Below are 17,470 nucleotides of genomic sequence, written 5' to 3'. Positions count from 1 at the left end.
AAGGATGAACGGCGTATCCAGAGTGTGAACAGCAGTGAGGAGATCGCCGTGTCGGGTATGTCGGCGGGCCGTTCAGCCATGCGGATGGGACCCGCTGAGCTGGTCCAGGCGGCGGCCATGGCCCGCCGCTTCTACCTCGAGGGCAAGTCCAAGATCCAGATCGCGGAGGAGTTCGGCGTCAGCCGCTTCAAGGTGGCCAGGGTTCTCGAGACCGCCCTCGAACGGGACCTTGTACGCATCGAGATCCGGGTGCCCGCCGAGCTGGACGCGGAGCGCTCGGACGCCCTGCGGGCCCGCTACGGGCTCAGACACGCCGTCGTGGTGGAGTCCCCGGCCGACGCCGAGGAGACACCCGACCCGGAGAACCTGGGCGAGGTGGCCGCCGACCTGCTCGGCGAGCTGGTCAACGAGGGCGACGTGCTGGGCCTGGCCTGGGGCCGCTCCACCATCCACATGGCGGCGGCGCTCGACCGGCTGCCGCCCTGCACCGTGGTCCAGCTGACCGGCGTGTACGACGCCGGCACCGCCGAGCGCGGCTCGGTGGAGGCCGTGCGCCGGGCCGCCCAGGTGTCGGGCGGCGACGCCCACCCCATCTACGCGCCGATGCTGCTGCCGGACGCCGCCACCGCGCAGGCGCTGCGGCACCAGACCGGGATCGCCCGGGCCTTCGAGTACTTCGACAAGGTCACGGTCGCCTGCGTCTCCATCGGCTCCTGGGAGCCGGGCATCTCGACGGTGCACGACATGCTCAGCGACGAGGAGCGCGCGCACTACGCCTCGCTCGGGGTCGCCGCCGAGATGTCCGCGCACCTCTTCGACGCCGAGGGCCGCCGGGTCGGGCGGGACCTGGGGGAGCGGTGCATCACGGTCAAGGCCGACCAGCTGCGCCGCATCCCCGAGGTGGTGGCGATCGCGGGCGGGCAGCGCAAGGCGGCGGCCATCGACGCGGTGCTGCGCTCCGGACTCGTCACCAGCCTCGTGACGGACACGTCGGCCGCGGACTACCTGATGACGGCGGGATCGGCACCGAAGTCGACGCTGAACCGGGCCGACCCGGACGGAATCTGACCACCCGGCAGAACGCGACGCGCAGCAGGAGGGAAGCGGGATGACCGAGGACCCCGCGGGACGGCTCGTGGTCACGCTGGACCTCGGCGGGGTCACGGACAAGGCGGGCCTGATGGACCGCTGCGCCCGTGACCTGTCGCTGCCCGACTGGTTCGGCCGCAACTGGGACGCGCTCGCCGACTCCCTGGCCGATCCCTCCGTCTGGCCCGAGGGCGCGGCGGACCGGGGGCTGGTCCTCGTGGTGGAGGGCTGGCGCTCGTACGCCGAGGCACAGCCGCAGGAGTGGGCCGTGGCCGAGGAGGTCTTCGCCGAGGCCACCGACCGCGGTCCGGGGCTCTTCGTGACCCTGGGCCCTGGAGGAACCTCCAAGGAGGTCGCTGACCAGCCTGGATGATCTGCCCGGGGATTATCGGCCACCCGTCATGGGAGAATGAAGTACGTGCTCTTTCCCCCTGGCTGACCTGTCCGGGGGCCACCTCTGATCGACTGGGATGTGCAGCACGTGCGTTTCCTGAATGACATCCAGCCCTCGTACGACCTGACGTACGACGACGTGTTCATGGTGCCGAGCCGCTCCGCCGTGGGCTCCCGGCAGGGCGTGGACCTCGCCTCCCCGGACGGCACCGGCACCACGATCCCGCTGGTCGTCGCCAACATGACCGCCATCGCGGGCCGCCGGATGGCCGAGACGGTGGCCCGGCGCGGCGGCCTCGTGGTCATCCCGCAGGACATCCCGATCGAGGTCGTCACCGAGGTCGTCTCCTGGGTGAAGAGCCGCCACCACGTCCTGGACACCCCGATCGTGCTGGCCCCGCACCAGACGGTGGCCGACGCGCTGGCCCTGCTGCCCAAGCGCGCCCACAACGCGGGCGTCGTCGTGGACGGGGACCACAAGCCGGTCGGCGTGGTCACCGACACCGACCTGACCGGCGTCGACCGCTTCACCCAGCTCGAGGAGGTCATGTCCAAGGACCTGATCCTCATCGACGCGGACCTGGACCCGCGCGAGGCCTTCAACACCCTCGACGCCGCCAACCGCCGTTACGCGCCCGCCGTGGACAAGGACGGCCGCCTCGCCGGCATCCTCACCCGCAAGGGCGCCCTGCGCGCCACGCTGTACACCCCGGCGGTCGACGCGAACGGCAGGCTCCGCGTCGCCGCCGCCGTCGGCATCAACGGCGACGTGGCCGGCAAGGCCAAGCAGCTGCTCGACGCGGGCGTGGACACCCTCGTCATCGACACCGCGCACGGCCACCAGGAGTCGATGATCAGCGCGGTCAGGGTCGTGCGCGCGCTGGACCCGCGGGTCCCGATCGTCGCCGGCAACATCGTCTCCGCCGAGGGCGTGCGGGACCTGATCGAGGCGGGCGCCAACATCGTCAAGGTCGGTGTGGGCCCCGGCGCCATGTGCACCACGCGCATGATGACCGGCGTGGGCCGGCCGCAGTTCTCCGCCGTCCTGGAGTGCGCCGCCGAGGCGAAGAAGTACGGCAAGCACGTCTGGGCCGACGGCGGTGTCCGCCACCCGCGCGACGTGGCGATGGCGCTGGCGGCCGGGGCGTCCAACGTGATGGTCGGCTCCTGGTTCGCCGGGACCTACGAGTCCCCGGGCGACCTCCAGCACGACGCGAACGGCCGCGCCTACAAGGAGTCCTTCGGCATGGCCTCCGCGCGCGCGGTGCGCAACCGCACCTCGGAGGAGTCCGCGTACGACCGGGCCCGCAAGGCGCTGTTCGAGGAGGGCATCTCCACCTCCCGGATGTTCCTCGACCCGGCCCGCCCCGGCGTCGAGGACCTGATCGACTCGATCATCGCGGGCGTCCGCTCGTCCTGCACCTACGCCGGTGCGGGCTCCCTGGAGGAGTTCGCCGAGAAGGCCATCGTCGGCGTCCAGAGCGCCGCCGGCTACGCCGAGGGCAAGCCGCTGCACGCCAGCTGGAGCTGATCCCCGCCGGGGCCGACACCCCCGTCAGGCGTGCTTGACGTCACGTGCGCCTGACGGGACGCTGCGGCCATGACGACTCCACAGAGCATCGAGCCGGAGCACACCCTGCTGACCGCCGTGGCCCGTCTCGACGAACTGCGCGCCCGGGAGTCCCTCGCCGGTTTCGGCAGCGACGACGAGGCCCTGGACCGTCCCCAGCTCCTCGAATCGCTCGCACTGAGCGAGGTGGTCGCCCGCAAGGCCGCCCATGGACGTCAGCTGACCGTCCGCGCCGCCCGCGAGGCCGGCGCCTCCTGGTCGCAGATCGGGGCCGCCCTCGGCACCAGCAAGCAGGCCGCCTGGGAGGCGCACACGCGCTGGATCGACGCCCAGGAGGCCGCCCGCGGCCGGCCCGGCCAGATCGGCTTCGACCCCGCCGACGCGGCCGAGGCACGCGCCGCGGCAGGCGAACCGGACGACCACTGACCGGCGTCCGCCGGACGAGCAGGGGTGGGGCCGACATTCCCGGGACGCGTGCCTGCGTGGCCGGTGTCCGCTGGGCGGGTGTCTGCGTGGCCGGTGTCCGCTGGGCGGGTGTCTGCGTGGCCGGTGTCCGCCGGGCGGGTGCCAGCGGGTTGGCGTTCAGCGGCCCCCGCCTCCGGCACCGGCTTCGCCGTACCGCGGCCCGCCGGCTGCGGTACGGCCTGATCCCGTCTGCGGCGGCCGGTGTTCGCCGTACAAGGGCCTGCGGGACCGCCCCAGCCGGACCGCCGCCTGCCGGGCCCACCGGCACGGACTGATCCCGTCTGCGGCCGGCGCTCGTCGGACGCGTGCCTGTGGGGCCCGTTGCCCGCCGGGCGGCCGAGTGGGCCGGCGTTCAGCGGAGCCCCGACTGCGGGACCGCCTCCGCCGGATCACCGTCTGCCGGCTGCGGTACAGCCCGGCCCCGTCCGTGCGACCCGTGTCCGTCGGACCGCCGCCCGCCGGCTGCGGCACGGCCGCCGCCCCGCCCGCTCCTCCCGGCGGGTCGCCCGTGCAGGGCGTGCGGGGCGTCGGCCCCGGGCGTCGTACCGGTGCTGACCAGGTCCGATCCGCCGTCCACGGGCGTCCGCGCAACGCCGCGCGCCCCTCGCGCAACGAACACCCGCGCCGCCCCGTCGAACGCAACGATCGTGCTCACACGCGCAAGGTTGCTGCATTACCGAGGCACCTCCCCGCTCGTAGGGTTCTGCGCTGTACGTGGCGTGGCGGGGACCCCGCTCGGTGGGTTCCCGTTCTGCACGAGCGCGCCCGCCGGTCCCCGCCGCTCCCCAGGCCCGCCGAGAGCCCGCCCGCTCACCCCGGCGGCGCCCCCGGCAGCGACAAAGGAGTCAACGCGTGCTCGACCAAGGCGCACCCCCGCACCACGACGCATCGGCCACCCCACCGTCCCCGGGCCTGGCCACGCGCCTCATGCGCCGCAAGCCCGTGGAACGCCTGGTCGCCGAGGGCGGCCAGGGCGAGGGCGGCAGCCTCCGCCGCTCCCTCGGCCTCTGGCAGCTCACCATGATCAGCATCGGCGCCACCCTGGGCACCGGCATCTTCGTCGTCCTCGGCGAGGCCGTTCCCAAGGCCGGACCCGCCGTCACGCTCTCCTTCGTCATCGCCGGACTCACCGCGCTCTTCTCGGCCCTGTCCTACGCCGAGCTGGCCGGCACCATCCCGGTCGCCGGGTCCTCGTACTCGTACGCCTACGCCACCATGGGCGAGCTGGTCGCCTGGATCTGCGGCTGGTGCCTCGTCCTGGAGTACGGCGTCTCCGTGGCCGCCGTCGCCGTGGGCTGGGGCGAGTACCTGAACGAGCTGCTCGACGGCACCATCGGCGTGACCCTCCCCGCGGCCCTGTCGGCGCCGCCCGGCGACGGCGGCATCTTCAACCTGCCCGCGCTGATCGTGGTCCTGCTGGCGATGACCTTCCTGCTCGGCGGCGCACGCGAGTCCGCCCGCGCCAACACCATCATGGTCGTCGTCAAGATCGCGGCGCTGGTGCTGTTCTGCGCGATCGGCGTGCAGGGCTTCCGCTCCGGCAACTACGAGCACTTCATGCCGCTCGGCATGGCCGGGGTCAGCGCGGCCGGCGCGACGCTCTTCTTCTCCTACATCGGCTTCGACGCCGCCTCCACCGCGGGCGAGGAGGCGAAGAACGCCCAGCGCGACCTGCCCCGCGCGATCATGCTGTCCCTGATCATCGTCACGGTGCTGTACGTCCTCGTCGCCGCCGTCGCCGTCGGCGCCCGGCCCTGGCGGACCTTCACCGACTCCGAGGCCTCCCTCGCCCAGATCATGAGCGACGTCACCGGCCAGAGCTTCTGGGGCACCCTGCTGGCCTTCTGCGCCGTCGTGGCCATCGCCAGCGTCGTCCTGACCGTCCTCTACGGGCAGACCCGCGTCCTGTTCGCCATGTCCCGCGACGGACTGGTGCCCAAGGTGTTCTCCAAGGTCCACCCGAAGACCGGCGCGCCCCGCGCCAACACGCTGATCGTCTCGCTGTTCTGCGGCGTCCTGGCCGCCGCGATCCCCCTCGGGCAGCTCGCCGACGCCACCAGCATCGGCACCCTCTTCGCCTTCGCCCTGGTCAACATCGCCGTCGTGGTGCTGCGCCGGACCCGTCCCGACATGCGCCGCACCTTCCGGGTGCCGCTGTCGCCGGTGCTGCCCGCCCTCGGCTTCGGCCTCTGCGTCTGGATGATGGGCAGCCTGTCCACCGTCACCTGGGTGGTCTTCGGTGTCTGGATGGGCGGCGGCCTCGTGTTCTACTTCCTGTACGGCCACCGCCGCTCCCGACTCGCCACGCCGGACCCGTCCGAGGTCCGGGCGCACCAGAAGTGAAGTGAACGACCCGCAGTGCTGAACGATCTCGACGAACGCATCGTGCACGCCCTCGCCGAGGACGCCCGCCGCTCCTACGCGGACATCGGGCAGTCGGTCGGCCTGTCCGCGCCCGCCGTGAAACGGCGCGTGGACCGGCTGCGCGCCACCGGGGCCATCACCGGCTTCACCGTACGGGTCGACCCCGCCGCGCTCGGCTGGGAGACCGAGGGGTTCGTCGAGATCTTCTGCCGCCGCAACACCTCGCCGGAGACCATCCAGCGGGGCCTGGAGCGCTACCAGGAGGTCGTGGCCGCGTCCACCGTCACCGGGGACGCCGACGCGGTCGCCCAGGTCTTCGCCTCCGACATGCGGCACTTCGAGCGGGTCCTTGAGCGCATCGCCGGAGAGCCGTTCGTGGAGCGGACCAAGTCCGTGCTGGTGCTCTCGCCGCTGCTGCGGCGCTTCTCGTCGGGCTCACCCGCCTAAACCGATGGCCGGCGCCCCGGGTGCCGTCTAGCATCGGTGCCATGACCTGGCGACATTGATCCTCCCGTAGCGCCTCCTCCCGAGGGCCGCCCCGGACGCCGTGCATCCGGTGTCCGATCCGCCCCCTCGGGAAGGCCTCATGTCCGTCACACCTCCGCCCTCGCCCTCGTCCGAGCGTGCCCACCAGCCCGCCGGTGTCCGCCGCCTCGTGCGCACGCTGTACGCCTCCGCGTTCTGCGACGAGTTCGTCCTGCTCTACCCGGTGTACGCGCTGCTGTTCAGCGACACCGGTCTGTCCGTCTGGCAGACGACCTCGCTGTTCGCCCTGTGGTCGCTGACCGGCGTGCTGCTCGAGGTGCCCTCCGGCGCCTGGGCCGACGCCGTGTCCCGGCGGCTGCTGCTGATCCTCGGCCCGCTGCTCACCGCCGCCGGCTTCGCCCTGTGGGTGCTCGTGCCCTCCTACGGCGCCTTCGCGCTCGGCTTCGTGCTGTGGGGCGCCGGCGGCGCGCTCGGCTCGGGCGCCCTGGAGGCCCTCGTCTACGACGAGCTGGAACGCGCCGGCGCGGCCGACCGTTACGCCCGCGTCATGGGCCGCGCCCGGGCCATCGGCATTGCCGCGACCATGTCCGCCATGGGCCTGGCCGGCCCGGTGTTCGCCTGGGGCGGCTACGACGCGGTGGGCGCGGCGAGCGTGCTGGCCTGTCTGGCCGGGGCGGTGGTGGCGACCCGGTTCACCGAGCACCGCACACCCTCCGGCGGCGGCGAGCGCTGGTCCGCGGCCCTGCGCGCGGGACTCGCCGAGGCCCGCGCCGACCGCTCCGTGCGCGGCGCACTGCTCCTCGTGCCGGCCGTGACCGCGGTGTGGGGCGCGCTGGACGAGTACACGCCGCTGCTGGCCCGCGACACGGGCGTGGCATCGGAGACGGTGCCCTGGCTGCTGCTGATGATCTGGGCCGGCGCCACGGCAGGCAGCCTGCTGGCCGGTCCCGCGGAACGCCTGACCGGCAACGGCTTCGCCGCGCTGCTCGCCGGTTCCGCGCTCGCTCTGGCCGTGGGCGGCCTGGCCGGCACACCGGTCGCCCTGGTCCTGGTCGCGGTCGCCTTCGGCGGCTTCCAGCTGGCGACCGTGCTGGCCGACGCCCGCCTCCAGCAGCGCATCGACGACTCGGGGCGGGCGACCCTCACCTCGGTCGCGGGCCTCGGCAGCGAGCTGGGCAACCTCGCCACCTACGCCGCCTACGCGACGGCGGCCACGGCGTGGGGCCACGGCACCGCCTTCGCGCTGTCCGCGGTGCCGTACCTGCTGACGGCGCTGCTGCTGACGGGCGCGGCCCGGACCGCGGCGCCGGCCGTGGCGGACCGGCGCCGACGTCGCCGGTCCGCCTCCTGATCCCCGGCGTCACAGGGTGGCGCCGGGGGGGGGGGGGACCGGTGACCGGAGGGAGAGCGGCTCGCCGTCCGCGAGGCGCGCAACGAACAGCCGTCAGGCGCCGGGCGGACGCAACGATCCGCTCACCGGCGCGCAACAGGTCCGTCTTGTCCGGCCGAGTCCGCCGACCGTACCGTCTATCTGGCCCCCCGACCCCCCTCCCCCCGGCGAGGAACCCCGCATGCGCACCGCCCTGCTCCAGAGCTCCGGCCGCCCCGGCTCCACCGCCGAGAACCTCAAGGTCCTCGACGAGGCCGCGGGCCGCGCCGCCGCCGCGGGCGCCGCGCTGCTCGTCACCTCCGAGCTGTTCCTGACGGGCTACGCCATCGGCGACGACGTCGCCGTCCTCGCCGAGCCCGCCGACGGCGACGCGGCCGACGCCGTCGCGGAGATCGCCGGGCGCCACGGTCTCGCCGTCGCCTACGGCTATCCGGAGCGGGACGGCGAGCGCGTCTTCAACAGCGTCCAGCTGATCTCCGCCGACGGCACCCGCCTGGTCAACCACCGCAAGACCCACCTCTTCGGCTGCTTCGAGCGGGACCACTTCACCCCGGGCGACCGGCCCGTCGCGCAGGCCGAGCTGAACGGCCTCACCGTCGGCCTGATGATCTGCTACGACGTCGAGTTCCCGGAGAACGTGCGCGCCCACGCCCTGGCCGGCACCGACCTGCTGCTCGTCCCGACCGCGCAGATGCACCCGTTCCAGTTCGTCGCCGAGTCCGTCGTCCCGGTGCGGGCCTTCGAGAACCAGATGTACGTCGCGTACGTCAACCGCGTCGGCCCGGAGGGCGAGTTCGAGTTCGTCGGCCTCTCCTGCCTCGCGGGGCCCGACGGCGTCGCCCGCGGCAGGGCGGGGCGCGCCGAGGAACTGGTCCTCGCCGACGCCGACCCGGCCTTCCTCGCCGCGTCCCGCGAGGCCAACCCGTACCTGAAGGACCGCCGTCCCGGTCTCTACGGGTCCCTCGTCTGAACACCCACCACCACCCCCGTACCACCCGCGCAAGGAGTCCGTACCCCATGACGTCCACCGTGCCCAACGCGATCGAGCACGCAGACGAGCAGCAGCCGCCGATCACCATGTTCGGGCCGGACTTCCCGTACGCGTACGACGACTTCCTCGCCCACCCGGCCGGACTCGGCCAGATACCGGCCACCGAACACGGCACCGAGGTCGCCGTCGTCGGCGGCGGCCTGTCCGGCATCGTGGCGGCCTACGAGCTGATGAAGATGGGTCTCAAGCCCGTCGTCTACGAGGCCGACCGGATCGGCGGCCGCCTGCGCACCGTCGGCTTCGACGGCTGCGACCCTTCGCTGACCGCCGAGATGGGCGCGATGCGCTTCCCGCCGTCCTCCACCGCCCTCCAGCACTACATCGACCTGGTGGGCCTCGAAACCCGGGCCTTCCCCAACCCGCTGGCCGAGGCGACGCCGTCGACCGTCGTCGACCTGAAGGGCGAGTCGCACTACGCCGAGACGCTCGACGACCTGCCGCAGGTCTACCGGGACGTGGCCGAGGCCTGGGCCAAGTGCCTCGAAGAGGGCGCCGACTTCTCCGACATGAACCGCGCCCTGCGCGAGCGCGACGTCCCCCGCATCCGGGAGATCTGGGCCGAGCTGGTCGAGAAGCTCGACAACCAGACCTTCTACGGCTTCCTGTGCGACTCCGAGGCCTTCAAGTCCTTCCGGCACCGCGAGATCTTCGGCCAGGTCGGCTTCGGCACCGGCGGCTGGGACACCGACTTCCCCAACTCCATCCTGGAGATCCTCCGCGTCGTCTACACCGAGGCCGACGACCACCACCGCGGCATCGTCGGCGGCTCCCAGCAGCTGCCGCTCCGGCTCTGGGAGCGCGAACCGGAGAAGATCGTCCACTGGCCCCACGGCACCTCGCTCAGCTCCCTGCACCCGGGCGGCGCACCCCGCCCGGCCGTGACCCGGCTGAACCGCACCGCCGGCAACCGCATCACGGTGACCGATGCCGACGGCGACATCCGCACCTACCGGGCGGCGATCTTCACCGCCCAGTCCTGGATGCTGCTCTCGAAGATCGCCTGCGACGACTCGCTCTTCCCGATCGACCACTGGACCGCGATCGAGCGGACCCACTACATGGAGTCCTCCAAGCTCTTCGTACCGGTGGACCGGCCGTTCTGGCTGGACAAGGACGAGGACACCGGGCGGGACGTGATGTCGATGACGCTCACCGACCGGATGACCCGCGGCACGTACCTGCTCGACGACGGTCCCGACAAGCCCGCCGTCATCTGCCTCTCCTACACCTGGTGCGACGACAGCCTGAAGTGGCTGCCGCTGTCCGCGAACGAGCGGATGGAGGTCATGCTGAAGTCGCTCGGCGAGATCTACCCGAAGGTCGACATCAGGAAGCACGTCATCGGCAACCCGGTGACGGTCTCCTGGGAGAACGAGCCCTACTTCATGGGCGCTTTCAAGGCCAACCTGCCCGGCCACTACCGCTACCAGCGGCGCCTGTTCACGCACTTCATGCAGGAGGAACTGCCCGAGGACAAGCGGGGCATCTTCCTGGCCGGCGACGACATCTCCTGGACGGCCGGCTGGGCCGAGGGCGCCGTCCAGACCGCGCTGAACGCGGTCTGGGGCGTCATGCACCACTTCGGCGGCGAGACCGACGCCACCAACCCCGGCCCCGGCGACCTGTACGAGCAGATCGCGCCGGTGGAACTCCCCGAGGACTAGGGAAACCGGGAGGAGCAGGGGTGCCGGCCGTGGCGGTCTAGATCCCGGCCGCCCTCGCCTTCTCGTACACCCGGGCGGCGACGTCCTTGAGTTCCTCGGCGTCGCGCGTGCCGCTCTGCAGGTCCACGAGGATCTCGTCCAGGCCGATCTCGGCGTGCGCGGCGAGGTCCTCGACGATCTGGTCGACGCCGCCCTGGAAGGGCCGCCGGTCGGAGCCCTCGTGGTTCGCCGCGCTGTACCGGGCGTTGACCCGCAGCACCGTCCGGATCGGTTCCGTGCGGCCGCGCTCGGCGGCCAGCTCCCGCAGTTGCCGCCACTGCTCGGCGACTGCCTCGGTGCCGACGCCGGTCGGCAGCCAGCCGTCGGCGTGGTCGACCAGGCGGCGCCGGGCCCGGCCGCTGCCGCCCGCCGCCAGCAGGATCGGGATCGGCCGGGCCGGTTTGGGGCCGACCACGGCGGACGCGATCTTCGTGACCTCGCCGTCGTACACCACCGGGTCGGGACCCCACACCGCGCGGCACACCCCGATCAGCTCGTCCAGGGCGGCGCCGCGCTCGGCGAACGGCCGCACGGACGCCGCCGCGTACTCGTCGTGCGACCAGCCGGTGCCGAAGCCCGCCACCACCCGGCCGCCGCTCGCCGCGTCCAGCGACGCCAGGGCCTTGGCCAGCTGGAAGGGGACGTGCAGCGGGGCGACCAGCACGCTGGTCCCCAGCCGGGCCCGTTCGGTGGCCGCGGCGGCGAGGGCGAGGGTGACCAGCGGCTCGGCCACGTTCCGGTACGTGTCCGGCCAGGGCAGGCCCTCGATGCCGTACAGGCCCTGGGTGGCGGGTTCGGGGAACAGGGCGCGCTCGAACACCCACAGGCTGTCGTAACCCGTCCGTTCCGCCGCGCGGGCCACGTCGGGGACGTCCTTGCCGAGGTCGTACTGCCGCATCTGGGGGAGGCCGAGTCCGAGCCGGGTCGTCATGCCGGTGCTCCTTCGCAGTCGGGTGCGATGTTGCCCATGGGTCCAACCGGTTTCAACGTACAGCGATCGCCGGGGCGTCGGGGGGCACGCCCGGCGGGAACCGGCCGGATCAGTCCGGCAGCGGAGTGAGCAGCATGCGGCCCGCGAAGCCCACGGCGGCGTCCAGCCGTTCGGTGAACTCCCCGGCGACGTCCGGGAGCCGGCGCAGCGCCCACAGTGCGCGGGCCGTCGCCCAGGTGGCCTCGCGGGCTCGCTCGAGACTCCAGGAGCCGAGCAGGTGGGTCAGCGGGTCGGCGATCTGGAGGAGGTCGGGACCGGGCATCAGCTCGTCGCGGATGCGCTCCTCCAGCGAGACGAGGAGGTCGCCCACGCGGTCGAACTCGTCCTCCAGGTCGCGCGGTTCGCACCCGAGCGCACGACAGGTGTCCACCACGGCCAGCGCGAGGTCGTGGCCGACGTGCGCGTTGATGCCCGCCAGCGCGAACTGCAGCGGCCGTACCCCGGGGTGGCGGCGGAACTGGAACAGCGGGCGCCAGCACGCGGGCGGACGGCGGTCCTCCTCCGCCGCGTCCACGGCGGCCAGATAGCGCTCCGCGAACCGCACGTCCAGCGCGCTCGCCGCTCCCGCGTCCGCGAACCGGCCGCCGTCGATGTGCCGGTCCACGGCCTCCGTGACGGCCAGGTAGACGCGGTTGAAGACCGCCAGGCCGTCGCGGGCCGGCAGCGCCGTGTCGAGGGCGCGCATCCGGGACAGGACGCTGTCCACCGTCACGGTGGCCGTCGGGACTTGCTCGCAGTGCGCCATGGCGGCAGCGTCGCAGCTTTCGGGTGACCGGAGCGCCGGCGGGCCCGGGGCTTCCCCGGAACGGGGGAACGCGCCCGCCGCGCGGGGGGAGGGCACCGACCGCGTTCACCCCTCGTACGCCTACGACCCGGCGCGTCGAGCCCCGCCGTCGTCACCGTCGTCGCTCCCGTTCTTCACGTCGTACGACGACGTGCCCTCGTCGAGCAGCGGCTGCTGCGTCTTGAGGTGGGCCGGGGCGAAGGCGCGCAGCGCGTGGTAGCCGGTGATGACGACCAGGGTGCCGAGCGCGATGCCGCTGAGCGAGAAGGTGTCGGTGAACTCCATGCTGACGTTGCCGACGCCGATGATGATGCCCGCGGCGGCCGGGACCAGGTTCAGCGGGTTGCGCATGTCCACCTTGGCGTTGATCCAGATCTGCGCGCCGAGCAGCCCGATCATGCCGTAGAGGATGACGGTGATGCCGCCGAGCACGCCGCCCGGGATCGCGGCCACGACCGCGCCGAACTTGGGGCAGAGGCCGAACAGCAGGGCGAAGCCCGCCGCGGCCCAGTAGGCGGCCGTCGAGTAGACCCGGGTGGCGGCCATCACGCCGATGTTCTCGGAGTAGGTGGTGTTGGGCGGGCCGCCGACCGCGGTGGAGAGCACGGAGCCGATGCCGTCGGCGGAGATGGCCGTGCCGAGCCGGTCGTCGAGGTTGTCGCCGGTCATCTCGCCGACCGCCTTGACGTGCCCGGCGTTCTCCGCGATCAGGGCGATGACGACCGGCAGGGCGACCAGGATCGCCGACCACTCGAAGCTCGGCCCGTGGAAGGCCGGCAGCCCGATCCAGTCGGCCTGCCCCACGGCGGAGAAGTCCAGCCGCCAGTGGTCGGTGAGCTTGCCGCTGCCGTCCACCGAGTGGATCTTCCCGAAGATCCGGTCGAGCGCCCAGGACAGGACGTACCCGAAGACCAGCCCCAGGAAGATCGCGATCCGGGACCAGAAGCCGCGCAGGCACACCACGGCCAGACCGGTGAACAGCATCACCAGCAGCGCCGTCCACTGGTCCTGGGGCCAGTAGGTGGACGCGGTGACCGGGGCCAGGTTGAAGCCGATCAGCATCACCACCGCGCCGGTGACGACCGGCGGCATGGCGGCGTGGATGATCCGCGCCCCGAACCGCTGCACGGCGAGCCCCACCAGGAACAGCGCGACCCCGACCACCAGGACCGCGCCGGTCACCGTGGCGCTGGTGCCGCCCTGCGCCCGGATCACGGCGGCGACACCGACGAAGGAGAGCGAGCAGCCCAGGTAGCTGGGCACCCGGCCGCGGGTGGCGAGCAGGAAGATGACGGTCGCCACGCCCGACATCATGATCGCGAGGTTGGGGTCGAGGCCCATCAGGACCGGGGCCACGAAGGACGCCCCGAACATGGCCACCACGTGCTGGGCGCCGAGCCCGGCCGTGCGGGGCCACGAGAGCCGTTCGTCGGGGCGGACCACCGCTCCGGGGGCGGGTACCTTTCCGTCCCCGTGCAGCTTCCAGCGCACGCCGAGGTCCATGGTGAGGTTTCGCTTTCTCTGTACGTGAGGTCTGTCCGGACCATTGTCAGGGGTACCCGGCGTGCTCACGTCCCGCGCCCCCCGCTGACCAGCACCTTCCCCCGGGTTCCTGGTGAGCGTCCGCTTAGGATGAGGGAGAACCGCTGTACGTGAGCATCGCCGAGCACCGCCAGGAGTCCCGCCCGTGACCGCCGAAGCCCCCACCGCCCCCGCCCTGTCCTACGGGCGGCTCGTCCCCGTCACCGTCCACTTCGACGACCTCGACGCGCTCGGGCTGCTGCACAACGCGCGCTACCCCGTCATGGTCGAGCGCGCCTGGACCGAGCTGTGGGCCGGGCACGGCGTCCGCTTCGAGGGCGACTGGGCGGCGGCCGGCGACGCCTGCAACGCGGTCAGGGAACTGACGATCAGCTACGAGGCGCCGGTCACGAGGCCCGGCGGGTACGCCGTCCACCTGTGGCTGGACCGGCTGGGCACCACCGGCCTGACCTACGGCTTCCGGTTCTGCTCGGCGGACGGCGCCACCACCTACGCCCACGGCACCCGGGTGCTGGTCCGGCTGGACTCCGGGACGCTGCGCCCGGCGCCGTGGAGCGAGACGTTCAGGACTGCCGGCCGGGCACTTCTGCGGCCGACGGACTGATCGTCGGCCGGTTGCGGTCCCCGGACCGCAGCACCCGCGCGAACGCCACCAGGCAGCAGGCCAGCACGGTCACCAGACCGAACGACACCACCAGGCTGGTCGCCTGGGCCAGGCCGCCGATCGCGCTCGGCGCGACCAGTCCCGAGGTGTACGTGATGGTGGCGACGCCCGCGATGGCCAGGCTCGGGTTGGAGCCCGCCCGGCCCGCCGCGGCGAAGCACAGCGGCACGACCACGGCGATGCCGAGACCCATCAGCGCGAAGCCGGTCATCGCCACCGCCGGGTGGCCGCCGACCACGACGAGCAGCCCGCCCAGGGTGGCCAGCACACCGCTCACCCGGACGGTCCGCACCGCGCCGAACCGGTCCACCACCTTGTCACCGACGAGCCGGGCCACCGCCATCGTGAGCGTGAAGCCCGTCGTGCACGCCGCCGCGAGACCGGCCGAGGTCTCCAGCTCGTCGCGCAGGTAGACCGCCGACCAGTCCAGGCTGGCACCCTCCGCGAACACCGCGCAGAAGCCGACCGCGCCGATGAGCAGCGCCGACCTGGGCGGCAGCGCGAAGCGCGGCGGCGGGTCCTCGTCCTCGGCGGGCTGGAGGTCCAGGACCCAGGCGCAGGCGACCAGGCCCGTCACGGTCAGCACCGCGGCCGCCAGAAGGTGGTGCGTCCGGGCGTCCGCGCCCAGATGGGCCGCGAGCGTACCGGCCGCCGAACCGATCAGTGCTCCGGTGCTCCACATGCCGTGCAGTCCGGACATGATCGACTTGTCGAGCCGGTTCTCGATCTCGACCCCGAGCGCGTTCATGGCCACGTCCGACATGCCCGCCGAGGCGCCGTAGACGAACAGCGCGAGGCACAGGGTGAGCAGGTTCGGCGCGAGGGAGGGCAGCACCAGCGCCAGCGTCCACAGGGCCAGCAGGCCGCGCAGGGCGGTCCGGGCGCCGAAGCGGTGGCTGACGCTCCCGGCCAGCGGCATGGCGAGGGAGGCGCCGAGCGCCGGGAAGGCCAGTGCCAGTCCCAACTGGCCCGCACTCACCCCGGCGTGGTCCTGGATCCACGGCACCCGGGTCGCGAAGGAGCCGGTGACGGCGCCGTGCACGGCGAACACGGCCGCCACCGCGTACCGGGCGCGCTTCACCTCGCCTCGTCCGTACAGCCCTGTGCTCATGGTCCACCCCTCCGTGTCTCCGGCGCGCCGCGGTGTGGCAGCGCGGGGCGTAAACTATCAGGGAGCCTGCCTGATAGATAGTGGATTACCGGCGTGCGCCTCCACGCCACCGATCTGGAAGGATCCCGGCATGCCCGCATCCCCGAGCACCGCCCGGGCCATCAACGACCGGCTCGCCCTCCATCTGCTCCAGCAGGAGGGCCCGTTGACGGCAGGCCAGTTGAAGCAGCTGACCGGCCTGTCCCGGCCCACCGTCGCCGACCTCGTCGAACGCCTCACCGTCTCCGGGCTGATCGAGGTGGCGGGGGAGTCCGGCGAGCAGCGCCGCGGGCCCAACGCCAAGCTGTACGGCATCGTCGCCGAGCGCGCCTACCTCGCCGCCCTCGACGTGCGCACCGAAGGGGTCGCCGTGCTCGTCTCCGACCTGCTCGGCCGGGTGCTGGCCGAGGCGTCCGGACCGATCGACGACCACACCGGCACCGGTCCCGCCGTGGAGCAGGCGGTGAGCCTGGTCGAGCGGGCGGCGAAGGAGGCGGGCGCCGACCGGCTGCACACCGTCGGCATCGGTGCCCCCGGCCTGATCGACCCGGCCGGCGGTGAACTCCGCGACTCCATGGGCCTGCCCGAGTGGCACCGGCGCCTGATGACCGCGCTCCAGGAGAAGTTCCCCGAGGCGCGCGTGGGCGTGGAGAACGAGACCAACCTCGCCGCCCTCGCCGAGCAGCGTGACGGAGCCGCCCGGGACCGGGACACCTTCGTCCTGCTGTGGCTCGGTCTCGGCATCGGCGCCGCCGTCGTCCTGGACGGCACCCTGCGCCGGGGGGTCTCCGGAGGCGCGGGCGAGATCGGCTTCATGCCGGTGCCGGGTACCGCGGGCCTGCCCTCCGCGACCGACTGCGACGGCGGCTTCCACTCCGTGGCGGGCGCGGCGGCGGTGACCGCGCTCGCCGCGGAGCACGGGGTGACGGCACGGCCCACCGGTGCCGAGCCGCACGCCGCCGGGCTGGTCCGCGAGGCGGTGCGGCGCTCGTCCGCCGGGGCGGACCCGGCCGCCGAGCGCTTTCTCGACGCGCTCGCCGACCGCGTCGTCCTCGGCGCCGCCGCCGTCGTCTCCGTCCTGGACCCGGGCTGCCTGGTCCTCGCGGGCGAGGTCGGCCGGGCCGGCGCCGACGCCCTCGCCGACCGCGTCCAGCGTCGCCTCACCCGGATGTCCCCGCTGGCCACGGAGGTACGGCCGAGCACCCTGGGCGGCGGCGCGGTCCTGCGCGGCGCCCTGCTCACGGCCCGGGACCGCGCCCAGGACGACCTCTTCGGCGCGCCGGAGCGATAGCCCGCCGAGCCGGGAGAGGGCTCACGCGGGAGGCCGGCCGGTGCCCGCGGGACCCCGCTCCCGGAACGCCGCGCCGTCCGCCGCCGGGCACACCAGCACCGCCGGGAGCGGCACCGTCGCCGCTCCCGGCAGGGCCCGGAAGTCCGCGGCGCTCGCCGACGGCGGCTCCGGTGCCGGGCAGTGAAGAGGAGGCGGAAGGCGGAGGATACGAGGTGGGCGGCCGGCGCCGTCAGCACCAGGCGGCGCTCCATCGTCGCCGCCGCCGCGCACAGCATCACGGCGAGCGCGAGGGACGCGCCGCCAAGTCCCGGGGCAGACGCTCGTTGCCGGGCGGCAGGTGCGACATCCAGGGGCACGGGTGCCCGGGCGCGGGGTGCCCGCCCGCACGGAACGCGGGGTACGCCTCGCCCGCGAGCGGCACGTCGACCACGACCCGCCGGTGTTCCGTCGCGCTCGGACAGGCGCGGGCCGGCTGAGCGAAGCCGCGCACCCCGGGGCCGCCCAGGTCAGGCACCCGCCCGGCGGACCGTCCGGCAC

Annotated in this window: 16 protein-coding genes; 12 read left to right on the top strand and 4 right to left on the bottom strand. The window is 73.4% G+C overall.

Annotation, left to right across the window (positions count from 1 at the left end; genetic code table 11):
- Positions 1-24 precede the first annotated feature (24 nt).
- The 9 genes from ACIBCJ_RS33640 to ACIBCJ_RS33600 all read left to right on the top strand — a co-directional run bounded on the left by ACIBCJ_RS33640 (position 25) and on the right by ACIBCJ_RS33600 (position 10,472).
- Positions 25-1,068 carry a sugar-binding domain-containing protein gene (locus ACIBCJ_RS33640; RefSeq protein WP_362096959.1) on the top strand — a complete coding sequence of 348 codons (1,044 nt, stop codon included), beginning with the start codon at positions 25-27 and terminating at the stop codon, positions 1,066-1,068.
- A 40-nt stretch (positions 1,069-1,108) separates the two neighbouring features.
- Positions 1,109-1,462: a barstar family protein gene (locus ACIBCJ_RS33635; protein ID WP_362511888.1), complete on the top strand. Its 354-nt coding sequence runs from the start codon at positions 1,109-1,111 to the stop codon at positions 1,460-1,462.
- Between the two features lie 108 nt (positions 1,463-1,570).
- Positions 1,571-3,013: a GuaB1 family IMP dehydrogenase-related protein gene (locus tag ACIBCJ_RS33630; protein WP_365980540.1), complete on the top strand. Its 1,443-nt coding sequence runs from the start codon at positions 1,571-1,573 to the stop codon at positions 3,011-3,013.
- 69 nt (positions 3,014-3,082) lie between these two features.
- Positions 3,083-3,478 carry a hypothetical protein gene (locus tag ACIBCJ_RS33625; RefSeq protein WP_365980539.1) on the top strand — a complete coding sequence of 132 codons (396 nt, stop codon included), beginning with the start codon at positions 3,083-3,085 and terminating at the stop codon, positions 3,476-3,478.
- Between the two features lie 891 nt (positions 3,479-4,369).
- Positions 4,370-5,860, top strand: a complete 1,491-nt coding sequence (locus tag ACIBCJ_RS33620; RefSeq protein WP_362096947.1) for an amino acid permease — start codon at positions 4,370-4,372, stop codon at positions 5,858-5,860.
- A 15-nt stretch (positions 5,861-5,875) separates the two neighbouring features.
- Entirely contained in the window at positions 5,876-6,328 is a 453-nt protein-coding gene (locus ACIBCJ_RS33615) for an Lrp/AsnC family transcriptional regulator (RefSeq protein WP_133888152.1), read from the top strand.
- Between the two features lie 139 nt (positions 6,329-6,467).
- Positions 6,468-7,718 (top strand): MFS transporter, encoded by a 1,251-nt coding sequence (locus ACIBCJ_RS33610; protein ID WP_362511894.1) that lies wholly within the window; start codon positions 6,468-6,470, stop codon positions 7,716-7,718.
- Between the two features lie 220 nt (positions 7,719-7,938).
- Positions 7,939-8,727 (top strand): carbon-nitrogen hydrolase family protein, encoded by a 789-nt coding sequence (locus ACIBCJ_RS33605; RefSeq protein ID WP_362096940.1) that lies wholly within the window; start codon positions 7,939-7,941, stop codon positions 8,725-8,727.
- Positions 8,728-8,774: 47 nt separating this feature from the next.
- Positions 8,775-10,472 carry an NAD(P)/FAD-dependent oxidoreductase gene (locus tag ACIBCJ_RS33600; RefSeq protein WP_362096938.1) on the top strand — a complete coding sequence of 566 codons (1,698 nt, stop codon included), beginning with the start codon at positions 8,775-8,777 and terminating at the stop codon, positions 10,470-10,472.
- A 37-nt stretch (positions 10,473-10,509) separates the two neighbouring features.
- On the opposite strand, the gene ACIBCJ_RS33595 is transcribed toward ACIBCJ_RS33600, so the two are convergent.
- The 3 genes from ACIBCJ_RS33595 to ACIBCJ_RS33585 form a co-directional block, all read right to left on the bottom strand.
- Complete coding sequence (locus ACIBCJ_RS33595; RefSeq protein ID WP_362096935.1) at positions 10,510-11,442, bottom strand: LLM class F420-dependent oxidoreductase; 933 nt, start codon at positions 11,440-11,442, stop codon at positions 10,510-10,512.
- A 109-nt stretch (positions 11,443-11,551) separates the two neighbouring features.
- Positions 11,552-12,247: a DUF5995 family protein gene (locus ACIBCJ_RS33590; RefSeq protein ID WP_362096932.1), complete on the bottom strand. Its 696-nt coding sequence runs from the start codon at positions 12,245-12,247 to the stop codon at positions 11,552-11,554.
- A 120-nt stretch (positions 12,248-12,367) separates the two neighbouring features.
- On the bottom strand, positions 12,368-13,789 hold the full coding sequence (locus ACIBCJ_RS33585; RefSeq protein ID WP_365980538.1) for a solute carrier family 23 protein: 1,422 nt from the start codon (positions 13,787-13,789) through the stop codon (positions 12,368-12,370).
- A 184-nt stretch (positions 13,790-13,973) separates the two neighbouring features.
- Between ACIBCJ_RS33585 and ACIBCJ_RS33580 the strand changes: the two genes are divergently transcribed.
- Complete coding sequence (locus ACIBCJ_RS33580; RefSeq protein ID WP_365980537.1) at positions 13,974-14,432, top strand: thioesterase family protein; 459 nt, start codon at positions 13,974-13,976, stop codon at positions 14,430-14,432.
- On the opposite strand, the gene ACIBCJ_RS33575 is transcribed toward ACIBCJ_RS33580, so the two are convergent.
- Positions 14,392-15,603, bottom strand: a complete 1,212-nt coding sequence (locus ACIBCJ_RS33575; RefSeq protein ID WP_365980536.1) for an MFS transporter — start codon at positions 15,601-15,603, stop codon at positions 14,392-14,394. The genes ACIBCJ_RS33580 and ACIBCJ_RS33575 overlap by 41 nt on opposite strands.
- Before the next feature lie 130 nt (positions 15,604-15,733).
- Between ACIBCJ_RS33575 and ACIBCJ_RS33570 the strand changes: the two genes are divergently transcribed.
- A complete protein-coding gene (locus ACIBCJ_RS33570) occupies positions 15,734-16,933 on the top strand; it encodes an ROK family transcriptional regulator (protein WP_362096920.1) in 1,200 nt (399 codons plus the stop codon).
- Between the two features lie 40 nt (positions 16,934-16,973).
- Complete coding sequence (locus ACIBCJ_RS33565) at positions 16,974-17,117, top strand: hypothetical protein (RefSeq protein WP_365980535.1); 144 nt, start codon at positions 16,974-16,976, stop codon at positions 17,115-17,117.
- Positions 17,118-17,470 lie beyond the last annotated feature (353 nt).

This window comes from Streptomyces sp. NPDC051136 (assembly GCF_044455745.1).
Taxonomy (GTDB): domain Bacteria; phylum Actinomycetota; class Actinomycetes; order Streptomycetales; family Streptomycetaceae; genus Streptomyces.
This window is presented reverse-complemented; position numbering and strand designations above follow the sequence as displayed.